The following is an 11,767-nucleotide window of genomic DNA, read 5'->3' as shown; positions in this document are numbered from 1 at the left end:
CGGGAGCATGGCGAAAGAGCAGAAGGAAGTCCGTGACCTCCAGGAAGGCAACTACGTCATCGTCGAGGACGCCGCGTGTAAGATCGACGGCTACTCGACCGCCAAGCCCGGGAAACACGGCAGCGCGAAGGCCCGCATCGAGGCCCGCGGGGTCTTCGACGGCAAGCGCCGGTCGCTCAGCCAGCCGGTCGACGCGAAGATTTGGGTTCCGATAATCGACCGCAAGCAGGGCCAGATCGTCTCCAAGGAGTCCGACACCGTCGTGCAGGTCATGGACCTCGAAACGTACGAGACCGTGACCATGGAGATTCCCGGCGACGTCGAGGTCGACCCCGACGACGAGATCGAGTACCTCGAGTGGGAGGGCAAGCGCAAGGTCCTCCAGTAGTCGGATGTTCCCCGGCGCGACGGCGGACCCCTCTGCTCCCGCATATACGGTCGTCGGCGCGCCGCTCGATGTCTCCACGTCCTTTCGACCCGGGACGCGTTTCGGTCCGGAACGCGTCCGCCGGTTCGCCGGGACGTTCGAGGACTACGACCGCGCGACCGACCAATCCTTTTCGACTCTCGGCGTCGCCGACCGCGGCGACGTCCACGCGTGGACCGACGCCGAGGAGTATCTCGACTACCTGACGAGCGTCTGCCGCGAGGTCGTCCGCGACGGCGCGACCCCGCTCGTGCTCGGCGGCGAGCACACCGTCTCCCTCGCGCCGGTCCGCGCGCTCGACCCCGAGGTGGTCGTCGTCTGCGACGCCCATCTCGACCTCCGCGAGGCGTATGACGGCGACCCGTGGAGTCACTCGACGGTGACGCGTCACGCCCTCGACACCGCCGACGAGGCGGTGATACTCGGGGCGCGCTCGGGGAGCGAAGCGGAGTGGGAACGCGCCGACGCGGCCGACGTCACGGTCGTCGAGCCCGCGGCCGTCGCGGAGTGGACGCCGCCGGCCGCGTTCGCCGACCGAGACGTCTACCTCTCGGTCGACGTCGACGCCGCGGACCCCGCGTACGCGCCCGGTACCGGCACTCCCGAACCGTACGGGCTGACGTCGCGCGAGCTCCGCGACGTCGTGCGCGCCGTCGCACCCCACGCCGCGGGCTTCGACGTCGTGGAGGTGAACGACCGCGACGACGGGCAGGCGGCGACGCTGGCGGCGAAGCTCCTCCGCGATTTCGTCTTCGCGCACGCCGACGCGAACGCGGACACGGACGCGAGCGACGGGGCGGACTGACCGCGAGCGCGGGGGTGGACGCCGTGGTCGACACGGACGCCGGCGTCGGTGTGGACGGCTCGTCGAATGACGACGGCTCGTCGGACGGCGACGGCTTGTCGAATGGCGAACAGGTGGCATCGCCGCTCCCGCCGGGGCCACGCCACCGTTTCGCGGCGGCCGCCGACGGGCGACTCTCAGAACACGTTTCGGCGTGGTCCCGCCCTCGCGTTTGAACTCCCACTTTCTTGTCGCCGCGCCTCGCTCATTTCCCCATGAAGCTCTCCGAGATCGTCTCGCGCTACGACGAGCGACTGCGAACCGAGGACTACGCGGACGTGGACGCCTCCGCGAACGGCCTGCAGGTCGGCCCGGACGAACGCGAGGTCACGCACGTCGCGTTCGCCGTCGACGCGGTCGCGGAGACGGCGGCGGCGGCCGCCGACGTCGGCGCGGACCTCCTCGTCACTCACCACGGCCTCTCCTGGGGCGGAATCGAGCGCGTGACGGGCCGCCAGTACGGCCGGGTCGCGCCGCTGATAGAGAACGACGTCGCGCTCTACGTCTCGCACCTCCCTCTCGATGGCCACCCGGAACTCGGGAACGCGGCGGGGGTCGCGGACCTGCTCGACCTCGACGATGTCGAGGGGTTCGGGGCGGTCGGCCCGGAGACGGTCGGCTTACGCGGACGGGCGGACGGGCTCTCGCGGGCGGCCGTCCACGACACCCTCAGCGACGAACTCGACCACGGCGGGACGGGGGTTCGCTGTCTCGACTTCGGCCCGGAGACGGTCGAGGACGTCGCGGTCCTGACGGGCGCGGGCGCGGACTTCCTCGACGAGGCCGTCGCGGCGGGCGTCGACACGTTCGTGACGGGCGAACCGAAGGGGAAGACGTACCACGAGGCAAAGGAGGCGGGGATCAACGTCTTCTGCGGGACGCACTACGGGACGGAGACGTTCGGGGTGCGCTCGCTGCTGGCCCTCGCCGACTCGTGGGGCGTCGAGACGACGTACCTCGACGTGCCGACCGGGCTCTGAGTCGGGCCATTCAAAGCGTCGTCGCCCCTCACCTCCGCCATGAGCGACCACGACGACGGTCACGACGAACGGGGCGGTGAACACGACGAGCACGGCGACGAACAGGGCCACGGGACGCCGGAGCGCGAGGAGTTCGAGCACGACCCGCTCGGGCACGCGGACGTCCGCGCGGGGATGACGGTCGGCGAACTCGTCGAGCAGTACGGGAACGCGGGCATCGGCGCGGCGGACGTCTCGCACGCCGTCGACACCTACGCGGAGATGCTCGGGAACGACGACGTGACGAACTTCTTCGGCCTCGCGGGCGCGATGGTGCCGACGGGGATGCGCAAGATCGTCGCTGACCTCATCCGCGACGGCCACATCGACGTGCTCGTCACGACGGGCGCGAACCTGACGCACGACGCCATCGAGGCCATCGGTGGAAAACACCACCACGGCCACGCGGGCCCCGACGACCACCGGATGGACGCGGGCGACGAGCACCGCGGGATGTCGGAGCGCGACTACGACGAGTCGCTGCGCGAGGAGCAGGTGGACCGGATTTACAACGTCTACCTCCCCCAGGAGCACTTCGCGCTCTTCGAGTCCCACCTCCGCGAGAACGTCTTCCCGACGGTCGAGCGCACGGTGTCGATTCAGGAGTTCACCGAGGCGCTCGGGAAGGCGAACAGCGAGCGCAACGCGGCCGAGGACGTCGATGAAGGTGCGGGAATCGCTGCCGCGGCCTACGAGAACGACGTCCCGATATACGTCCCGGCAATTCAGGACTCGGTGCTCGGCCTCCAGGCGTGGATGTACTCGCAGACCTCCGACTTCACGCTCGATGCGCTCTCGGACATGACGCACCTGACGGACATCGCGTTCGACGCGGAGCGCGCGGGCGCGATGCTCGTCGGCGGCGGCGTCCCGAAGAACTACGTCCTCCAGACGATGCTCGTCGTCCCCGAGGCGTACGACTACGCCGTCCAGTTGACGATGGACTCGACGGACACCGGCGGGCTCTCGGGCGCGTCGCTCGACGAGGCGCGCTCGTGGGGGAAGCTGAAGCCGAGCGCGGCGAACGCCACCGTCGTCGGCGACGCGACGATCACCCTCCCGCTCGTGACGGCGGCGACGCGCGAGCGAATCGAGTAGGGGGAGAGGGAGAACCGTCGATACGTCCGGAACGGCGGCGGTCGTGTCGGGTTCCGGGCGTTCGCCCGGCCGGAACCGACTGGATGGTCGAGTATCCGCACAAACCGATTCGATATGGTCGTTCGTTCACTCGATAGCGGTAAGTGAACGACAGTCACGCAGGACTTATCCCTGTACCGGACGTTCGTCTATTCGTAATGGCACACGGTACGGTTGACTTCTTCAACGACACGGGCGGCTACGGTTTCATCGAGACTGACGACGCGGACGAGGACGTGTTCTTCCACATGGAGGACGTCGGCGGCGAGGACCTCACCGAGGGGACCGAAATCGACTTCGAAATCGAGGACGCCCCGAAGGGCCCGCGCGCGACGAACGTCGTCCGCTCGTAAGTCCGTTCACACCGTCGCCCCCCGGGCGACGCAGCACACTTTCGTTTTGCAGCACACCACACCGACGAGCGACGGCGCTCGACCGGGCGCGCCGGGGGCACCCCGCCCTGAGACGGCCCGCGACCCGCCGTTTCTTACACGACCGTCGAACCCCCGATTCGACGGTCGTCGGGCGCTGACGCGCCGATAGAACATGAGTTAAGCGGGTGGAGCGAGAGCGTCGAGATAGCCTCCCCACCTCTAACCATGTCCGGAGAGTACGACTTAGTCATCGTCGGCGGCGGTATCAGTGGCGCATCGCTCCTCTACACGGTCGCGAAGTTCACCGACGTCGAGTCGGTCGCGCTCGTGGAGAAAGAAGACGAGATCGCGGCGATCAACTCCCACCACACGAACAACTCCCAGACGCTCCACTTCGGGGACATCGAGACGAACTACACCCTGGAGAAGGCCGAGGAGGTCAAGGAGGGCGCCGAACTCCTCGCCGGCTACCTCGAGAACCACGACGAGGGGCGCGAGATGCACTCGAAGCGCTCGAAGATGGTCCTCGGCGTCGGCGACGAGGAAGTCGCCTCGCTCGAAGAGCGCTACCACGAGGAGGGCTTCGGCGACCTCTTCCCGAAACTCCGCCCCATCGGCCGCGAGGAAATCGCGGCGGTCGAACCGAAGGTCGTCGAGGGCCGCGACCCCGAAGACGACCTGCTCGCGCTCCAGACGCCCGACGGCTACGTCGTCGACTACGGCGCGACCGCCCAGTCCTTCGTCGAGGCCGCAACAGAGGAGGCGGGCGTCGACGTCTACACCGGGACCGAGGTCGAGGACATCACCGAGACCACCCGCGGGTACACGCTCACGACCGATGAAGGGCCCTTCGACTGCGAGGTCGCGGTCGTCGCCGCCGGGTCGCACAGCCTCCAGATAGCGAAGGAGATGGGATACGGTGAGAACCTCGCGCTCCTCCCCGTCGCGGGGAGCTTCTTCCTCGCCGAGGACGGCCCGCTGAACGGCAAGGTCTACACTCTCCAGATGAAGAAGCTGCCGTTCGCCGCGGTCCACGGCGACGCGGACGTCCACGACGATTCCATCACGCGCTTCGGCCCGACCGCGAAGGTCGTCCCGACGCTCGAACGCGGCCGCCTCGGGACCGTCGAGGACTTCCTCGACGTCTTCGGCCTCAACCTCCCCTCCTTCCTCAGCTACGGGAACATCCTCGCCGACCGCATCCTCTTCCCGTTCGTCATCCGCAACCTGATATACGACCTCCCGGAGGTCGGCCGCCGGGCCTTCCTCCCGGACGTCCAGAAGGTCGTCCCGACGATGGAGCTCGAGGACATCCAGCGCGCGGAGGGGTACGGCGGCGTCCGCCCGCAGATCGTCAACACGGAGACGTACTCCCTCGACATGGGCGAGGCGAAGATCGTCGGCGACGACGTCATCTTCAACATCACGCCCTCGCCCGGGGCTTCCACCTGCCTGAAGAACGCCATGCGTGACACGCACACGATAATGGACTTCTTCGACGAGGACTACGAGTTCGACGAGGAGGCCTTCCGCGGCGACACCATCGACGCCTTCCCGCGCGCCGACGAGCACGCAGAGGAGGGCGTCGCGGCGACGCCCGGCGACGCGGACGGCGCGGAGAGCGACGACGCCGCCGACGACAACGACGAGTAACGACTCCCCCTCTTCTCCCGCGCTACCGTTTCGCGTGTCTCCCCCGCTCAGTCGGCCGCGACCAGTTCGTCGGCGAGCGTCGGCACGAACGTCCCGACGTCCGTGACGAGCCCGACCGCCTGCGCGCTCCCCCGGTCCAGCAGCTGCGTGACCGTCGCGGGGTTGATGTCGACGCAGACGACGCGCGTCGCCGAGGGCAGGCAGTTCCCGACCGCGACGGAGTGCAACAGCGTCGAGAGCATCACGACCATGTCGGCCTCGTGGGCCTGGCGTCTGATCTCGCCCTGCGCCTCGACGGTGTCCGTGATGGTGTCGGGGAGCGGGCCGTCGTCGCGGATCGACCCCGCGAGGACGTAGTCGACGTCGTTCTCGACGCACTCGTACATCACGCCCTCCGTCACGAGGCCGTCGTCGACCGCCTCGGCGATCCCGCCCGCGCGAACGATCTCGCTGATCGTGTAGATGTGGTGTTTGTGCCCCTTCCGGGGGTGTTCCAGCGTCTCGATGTTCATCCCGAGGCTCGTCCCGTAGAGCCCGCGCTCGATGTCGTGCGTGGCGAAGCCGTTCCCCGCGGAGAGCGCGTCCACGTACCCCTCGCGGACGAGCTCGGCGAGCGCGTCACCCGCCCCGGAGTGGATGACCGCCGGGCCGGCGACGACGAGGACGTTCCCGCCCTCGGCCTTCACCTCGCGGAGCGCCTCCGCGACCTTCCGGATGCGCGACTCTGAGGGCCGCTCGGCGGAGACGCCGCCGCGCATGAACCCGAACGCGCCCGACGTGTCCCGCGGGCGCTCGGGCGGCCGCACGCGGATACCCGCCTCGCCCGTCACCACGAGGTCGTCCGCCTCGATACCGTTCAGGACCTGCGTGCGCGCCGTCGGCTCGCCCTCGGGGTCCTCGACGACGATGGCGCAGTCCATCTCGATGTCCTCGACCGTGATCCACTCCCCGCCGACGCGCACGTCCGTCGGGTGGTTCGTCGTCGAGTAGAACCCCGCCGGCACCACGCGGTCCGCCGGCGCGGGCGTCAACGTCGCGTCCTGCGGGTCCGCCGGGTTCACTCCCGACTGGTGGAGCTCGTGGACGATGGACTGCAGCGTCGCCTCGTCCGGCGCGAGCACCCGCAGGCGCGCGTAGGACTCCTCGTCCTTCGCCCGCCCCACGTCGAAGGCCTCCACGTCGAAGTCCCCGCCGAGGTCCATGATCACCTCGAAGCAGCGCTGCATCGTCCCCGAGTCGATGATGTGGCCCTCCAGTTCGACGGTCCGCGAAACGGTCATACGCGCCCGTCGTCGCCCGACCGGATTACGGTTGCGCCGCGACGCCGCGCCCGCGGTGACGGTGGCGTTTTACGCGACGCCGTGGTACGTCACGGTGGCCGATGACGAACGCACCGGGCCGAGCCGGGCTGGCACCCGCGCCGTGACGAGCCCTATGAGTGCCGAGGCCGCTACTTTCGAGCCGACTCCATAGCGAACTCGACGGCGAGGAGGCCGTCGAGCGCGTCGGCCGGCCGACCGTCCACCGCGCCGAACGGGAGCACCGCCGTCGAAGAGGACGCCGACGACCCGACTCCGCACAGAGTGCGCTCCCTTCCGGGGAGAATGTATAAGTATCTAACATACGCACGGTACGACAACTGACTACGTGACCGCTATCTGACGATGACACACAAAAAGACGGATTCGAATACGGTGCAGGAGTCGACGAACGATTTGGAAAATGATGGCGCAGCCGAGATGGACGGGTCGCGGCGACGATTCCTGAAGACGGCCGGAGCTGCTGGCGCCACCGTCCTCGCAGCGGGGTGTGCAGATACCGAAACCAACAGAGCGGCAACGACTACGACGACAACCACAACGCAAACAGAAACAACTACCACAACAGAAGAAGAAACAACCACTCAAGAAGACGAAACATTCTATATCAAAGAATCTTTTTTGGATGACTATATTTTGAATCTTGTACCGAGCACCGATGATGATATTGCACGGGAGATGGAGGAGAATTACCCCTTCGAGGAGGTCGAATCCCGGCTTGAGGACTCTCCGAGTGAGAGACACGGCGAGATTCTCATGGAGCCAATCGGGGACATCATCCACGACTACTCGGGAATCACATGGGAGGAGGCCGCCGACTTCGCACAGGCCGCACGCTACATCGCACACCAAAAACTCGAGCGCCCCATCGATACGGACGAAGACGACTGGATGCAAATATACCCGACGCCGATGGTCGTCTCCGGCAAACCCATCCACGGAATCGACATCCACACCGACGCCGGCAAAACAACAACACTAGCAGAATACGGCCTAACCGACGAACGAAAAACACTCTACCCCGGCGAAGACCCAAACAGCACAGTAGAAAGATGGATAGAAAGCCTAACACAAGACGAAACACAGACAGGATCAGGAGACCACAACTTGAGAATCACATCCTACGATGAAATGAAAACAATGAACCAAAAAATACCAGAAAGTGAGGTATCCGACAAAGATGTCGACTTCTACCATCTAAACATGGGTAAACTAGTCCCAGGACTATACCCAGAAGGCTTGAAGCCGGAGAATCCGTGGGCGTGGACTTCGAGGTCGGGGGCAAAAGAATTGCAGGAGGAAGCGATTCACGACTACGATGGCCCCGACTACCTCAAAAAACTCCACGACGAGTTCCAAAATACGGTGAACAAAGAGGAGATCGGGCTCATACACGCGGAGAACGACCAACTAACCGTCGAGCCCGTTCCACAAGAAGAGTACACCACCGAGAGGTATTGGGCTCCCGAACCCAGCCAGCTGACGAACTAGAACGGAAATCGGTGCGTCCTGGTCTACCAGACTCCCGAACGCGTACAGATTTGCGTCTACGACGTCCGTACCGGTGAGTCGTCGTATGGGCGGTCCCGGAGTCAACGTCCGGACTGGCTTAATCTGGCTCGTGCCGACCGACCCGCGCGTCGATTAATTTCGAGGCCGACATGTTCGAGTCGATGCGGGGTATGATAACCGTGGAGAACGTAGTTTACCGTGGATGCACAGGATTTCGGCGCGGACGGGCGGCGCGATTACGGTGGCGCTCGGCGTCGCGCTCGCCGCTTTTCTCGCGTACCACGTCTACGTGTTCCGCGACGTCGCGATGCACGCCGGCTTGGAGGCCGTCCCGTTAGTCGCGTCGCTCGCCGTCGTGATCGCGGGGGTCGTCATCGCGCGCGGGAACGTCGTCCCGGAGCCGTTCGTGGGGCGCACGCTCCTGTGGATGGCGGCGGGCATCGTCGCCATCGGCGGGATGAACACGTGGATCGTCGCCGAGATACGCCTCTTCGCGCCGGTCAACGGGTAGTACGACCCCGTTCGGGAGCTCCTCAGCGCCGTCCCGTTCGGCGTCCTGCTCGGCTTGATCGTCGGCATCTACGACGCGGGCCGGCTCGACCAACAGCGCGACATCCGGCGGCTCAACCGCATCAACGAGACGCTGCGCATCACGACGCAGGAGCTCGTCGACAAGACGGACCGGAACGCCCTCGAACGGGCGGTCTGCGAGCGCCTCACGGAGTCGGCCCCGTACGACGCGGTCTGGATGGGGCGCTACGACCCCGACAGGAAGGTGGTCGTCCCGTCGGCGTCCGCGGGGTTCGACGGGGAGTACGTCGAGTCCTTCGAGGTCAGAGTCGACGATAGCGACCTCGGGCGGGGCGCGGGCGGGCGCGCTATCAAGACCGGCGAACCGCAGTGGGTGCCGGACGTCTACGACGACCCGACGATGGAGCCGTGGTGGGACGTCCTCGAGCGTCAGGGCGTCAAGTCGCTCGCGGCCATCCCGGTCACGCACGACGAGACGGTCTACGGCTTCTTCAGTATCTACGCCGACCGGCCGAACGTCTTCGACGAGCGCGAGCGCGAGGTGCTCTCGGAACTCGGGGACTCCGTCGGGCACGCCGTCGCCTCCATCGAGGCCCGCGAGCGCCTCGCGCGACGCGAACGCGAGCTCGCGCGCCAGAACGAGCGCCTGGAGGAGTTCGCGGGCGTCGTCTCTCACGACCTCCGGAGCCCGCTGAACGTCGCGGAGGGGTATCTCGAACTCGCGCGCGAGACGGGCGAGGACGCGCACTTCGAGCGCGTCGAGGCGGCGCTCGAACGGATGAACGACCTCATCGACGACCTGCTCACGCTCGCGCGACAGGGCGAGACCGTCGACGAGGTCGAACCCGTCCCCCTCGGCGACGTCGTCGAGCGCGCGTGGTCGACGGCGGGCACGCCGAACGCGACGCTCCGGGTCGCGGACGACCTCGGCGTCGTCGCCTGCGACCGCAGTCGCCTGCGCCAGCTCCTGGAGAACCTCTTTCGGAACGCAATCACGCACGCGGCCACGGGGGAGGACGCGGCCGACCTCACCGTCACGGTCGGGCGCACCGACGACGGCTTCTACGTCGCGGACGACGGTCCCGGCATCCCCGCGGACGAGCGCGAGCAGGTGTTCGACATCGGCTACACGACGGCGGACGGCGGGACGGGCTTCGGGCTCAACATCGTGCGGCAGATCGCGGACGCCCACGGCTGGACGCTCGCGCTGACGGAGGGCGAGCAGGGGGGCGCACGCTTCGAGTTCGGCGACGTCGCGTTCCGCGGGTCGACGTGACGCGCGGGGCCGGCCACAACCCTATACCCGTCCCGCGCCGTCGCTCCGGTATGCGGCTCTTCTGGCACCGACGCGACCGCCGGCTCCACGACAACCGCGGGCTCGCCGCGGCCGCGAGCGACGACACCGTCCTCCCCGTCGCGGTGCGCGACGACGCCGTCGGCCCGCCCGCGGACTCCCGGGCGCGCGCCTACCGCGCGGCGACCGACGCGGCGCTCCGCGAGGCGTATCGCGAGCGCGGGAGCGACCTCCGCGTCCGCTCGGGCGACCCCGCGGCCGTCCTCCCGGCGCTCGCCGACGAGTGCGGTGCGGACGCCGTACACTGGAACGTCGCGTACGGCCGCGAACGCCGCGAGCGCGCCGAACGCGTCGCCGACGCCTGCGCGAGCGCGGGCCTCGACGTCGCGGCGCACACCGACGCGGTGCTCGTCGCGCCCGAGACGCTCGGCGACGACTACCGCTCGCACCGGGCGTTCCTCGACGACTGGGAGGCCGTCGAGAAACCGGAACCCGCGCCGACACCGGACGCGGACGCGCTCGCCGCCGTCACGGACGACGCCGCGCTCCCCGCCGCGACGGCCGATATCGACCTCCCGGGGGCGGGTCACGACGCGGCGCGCAAACGCCTCGATGGGTTCGTGGACGCGGGCATCGAGACGTACGCGGACACGCGGGACGACCTCGCGGCGGCCGTCGAACGCCCCCGTGAAGCGGTCTCCCGGCTCTCGCCGTTCCTCGCGGCGGGCGCGCTCGGCATCCGCGAGGCGTGGGCGGCCGCCGGTGCCGCGCTCGACGACGCGGCCGGCGACGCCGCGCGGAACGTCGAGAAGTACCGCTACGAACTCACGTGGCGCGAACGCCACTTCCACCTCCTCGCGGCGAACCCCGACCTCCGACGCGAGACCTACCGCAGTTTCGAGACGCCGGTCGCGTGGCGCGACGACGACGAGGCGTTCGCGGCGTGGCGGGCGGGCGAGACGGGCTACCCGCTCGTCGACGCCGGGATGCGTCAACTGGAACGCGAGGGGTACGTCCACAACCGCCCCCGACAGGTCGTCGCCTCCTTTTTGACGAAACACCTCCTCCACGACTGGCGCGACGGCGAGCGCCACTTCGCGCGCCGCCTCGTCGACTACGACCCCGCGAGCAACGCCGCGATGTGGCAGTGGTGCGCCTCCACGGGCACCGACACCGTCGACGTCCGAATCTTCGACCCGGTCGCGCAGATGGACAAGTACGACGCCGACGCGGCGTTCGTGAGCGAGTACGTCCCCGAACTGCGCGGCGTCCCCGCACGGAAAGTCGTCGAGTGGCCGACCCTCGACGCCGCGGAGCGCCACGACCTCGCGCCGGCGTACGCGGACCCGATCGTCGAGCGCGACGCCGCCTACGAGCGCGCCGAGCGCGCCTTCGAGACGGCGCTCGGGAAGCGCTAGTACTCCACCTCTAGCTCGCCCGCGATGCCGACGCCGAGCAGACAGAGGCCCGCGAGGGCGAGCGCGACGCCCAGCGCGGCGCGCGGCCAGGCGAGGAGACGGTCCACCCAGAGTCCGGCGAGGAGCGTGAGCCCGCCGGCGACGACGAACCGGACGAAGCGTTCCACGTCGGACGCGTCGGCGGCCGGACGGTTGGCTCTGTCGCCCACTCCCCGTTCCGTCGCCCGCCGCCGGTGCGT

12 protein-coding genes are annotated in these 11,767 nt (G+C 68.1%); 10 read left to right on the top strand and 2 right to left on the bottom strand.

Annotation, left to right across the window (positions count from 1 at the left end):
- The first annotated feature begins 7 nt into the window (after window positions 1-7).
- The 6 genes from IEX84_RS01020 (at window position 8) to IEX84_RS00995 (ending at window position 5,454) form a co-directional block, all read left to right on the top strand.
- Window positions 8-388 carry a translation initiation factor IF-5A gene (locus IEX84_RS01020; protein ID WP_188869119.1) on the top strand — a complete coding sequence of 127 codons (381 nt, stop codon included), beginning with the start codon at window positions 8-10 and terminating at the stop codon, window positions 386-388.
- A gap of 4 nt (window positions 389-392) precedes the next feature.
- Window positions 393-1,232, top strand: a complete 840-nt coding sequence (speB, locus tag IEX84_RS01015; RefSeq protein WP_188869118.1) for an agmatinase — start codon at window positions 393-395, stop codon at window positions 1,230-1,232.
- A 254-nt stretch (window positions 1,233-1,486) separates the two neighbouring features.
- Window positions 1,487-2,251, top strand: a complete 765-nt coding sequence (locus IEX84_RS01010; protein WP_188869117.1) for a Nif3-like dinuclear metal center hexameric protein — start codon at window positions 1,487-1,489, stop codon at window positions 2,249-2,251.
- A 39-nt stretch (window positions 2,252-2,290) separates the two neighbouring features.
- Entirely contained in the window at window positions 2,291-3,388 is a 1,098-nt protein-coding gene (locus IEX84_RS01005) for a deoxyhypusine synthase (RefSeq protein WP_188869116.1), read from the top strand.
- Between the two features lie 197 nt (window positions 3,389-3,585).
- Complete coding sequence (locus IEX84_RS01000) at window positions 3,586-3,780, top strand: cold-shock protein (protein ID WP_188869115.1); 195 nt, start codon at window positions 3,586-3,588, stop codon at window positions 3,778-3,780.
- Window positions 3,781-4,026: 246 nt separating this feature from the next.
- Complete coding sequence (locus tag IEX84_RS00995; protein WP_188869114.1) at window positions 4,027-5,454, top strand: FAD-dependent oxidoreductase; 1,428 nt, start codon at window positions 4,027-4,029, stop codon at window positions 5,452-5,454.
- Window positions 5,455-5,501: 47 nt separating this feature from the next.
- Here IEX84_RS00995 and IEX84_RS00990 read toward each other — a convergent pair whose 3' ends face one another.
- Window positions 5,502-6,734, bottom strand: coding sequence for an ornithine cyclodeaminase, nickel-pincer nucleotide-dependent (locus tag IEX84_RS00990; RefSeq protein ID WP_188869113.1), 1,233 nt, complete (start codon window positions 6,732-6,734; stop codon window positions 5,502-5,504).
- Window positions 6,735-7,148: 414 nt separating this feature from the next.
- Here IEX84_RS00990 and IEX84_RS00985 point away from each other — a divergent pair, with 414 nt between their 5' ends.
- From IEX84_RS00985 to IEX84_RS00975, 4 genes are all read left to right on the top strand, one after another.
- Window positions 7,149-8,264 (top strand): twin-arginine translocation signal domain-containing protein, encoded by a 1,116-nt coding sequence (locus tag IEX84_RS00985; RefSeq protein ID WP_188869112.1) that lies wholly within the window; start codon window positions 7,149-7,151, stop codon window positions 8,262-8,264.
- 223 nt (window positions 8,265-8,487) lie between these two features.
- A complete protein-coding gene (locus IEX84_RS14545; protein ID WP_209590269.1) occupies window positions 8,488-8,796 on the top strand; it encodes a hypothetical protein in 309 nt (102 codons plus the stop codon).
- A 54-nt stretch (window positions 8,797-8,850) separates the two neighbouring features.
- Window positions 8,851-10,092, top strand: a complete 1,242-nt coding sequence (locus tag IEX84_RS00980; RefSeq protein ID WP_229732280.1) for a receiver/sensor box histidine kinase — start codon at window positions 8,851-8,853, stop codon at window positions 10,090-10,092.
- Between the two features lie 50 nt (window positions 10,093-10,142).
- On the top strand, window positions 10,143-11,528 hold the full coding sequence (locus IEX84_RS00975) for a cryptochrome/photolyase family protein (RefSeq protein WP_188869111.1): 1,386 nt from the start codon (window positions 10,143-10,145) through the stop codon (window positions 11,526-11,528).
- Here IEX84_RS00975 and IEX84_RS00970 read toward each other — a convergent pair.
- A complete protein-coding gene (locus IEX84_RS00970) occupies window positions 11,525-11,695 on the bottom strand; it encodes a hypothetical protein (protein WP_188869110.1) in 171 nt (56 codons plus the stop codon). The genes IEX84_RS00975 and IEX84_RS00970 overlap by 4 nt on opposite strands.
- Window positions 11,696-11,767 lie beyond the last annotated feature (72 nt).

The sequence above is a fragment of the Halarchaeum rubridurum genome (genome assembly GCF_014647115.1).
In the GTDB taxonomy this organism is placed as follows: Archaea; Halobacteriota; Halobacteria; order Halobacteriales; family Halobacteriaceae; genus Halarchaeum; species Halarchaeum rubridurum.
This window is presented reverse-complemented; position numbering and strand designations above follow the sequence as displayed.

What these genes read in the sequence shown, in the direction of transcription:
- IEX84_RS01020 (WP_188869119.1), top strand. Translation starts at nt 8, where the DNA reads ATGGCGAAAGAGCAGAAGGAAGTCCGTGACCTCCAGGAAGGCAACTAC.
- speB (WP_188869118.1), top strand. Translation starts at nt 393, where the DNA reads ATGTTCCCCGGCGCGACGGCGGACCCCTCTGCTCCCGCATATACGGTC.
- IEX84_RS01010 (WP_188869117.1), top strand. Translation starts at nt 1,487, where the DNA reads ATGAAGCTCTCCGAGATCGTCTCGCGCTACGACGAGCGACTGCGAACC.
- IEX84_RS00995 (WP_188869114.1), top strand. Translation starts at nt 4,027, where the DNA reads ATGTCCGGAGAGTACGACTTAGTCATCGTCGGCGGCGGTATCAGTGGC.
- IEX84_RS00975 (WP_188869111.1), top strand. Translation starts at nt 10,143, where the DNA reads ATGCGGCTCTTCTGGCACCGACGCGACCGCCGGCTCCACGACAACCGC.
- IEX84_RS00990 (WP_188869113.1), bottom strand. Translation starts at nt 6,734, where the DNA reads ATGACCGTTTCGCGGACCGTCGAACTGGAGGGCCACATCATCGACTCG.
- IEX84_RS01005 (WP_188869116.1), top strand. Translation starts at nt 2,291, where the DNA reads ATGAGCGACCACGACGACGGTCACGACGAACGGGGCGGTGAACACGAC.
- IEX84_RS01000 (WP_188869115.1), top strand. Translation starts at nt 3,586, where the DNA reads ATGGCACACGGTACGGTTGACTTCTTCAACGACACGGGCGGCTACGGT.
- IEX84_RS14545 (WP_209590269.1), top strand. Translation starts at nt 8,488, where the DNA reads ATGCACAGGATTTCGGCGCGGACGGGCGGCGCGATTACGGTGGCGCTC.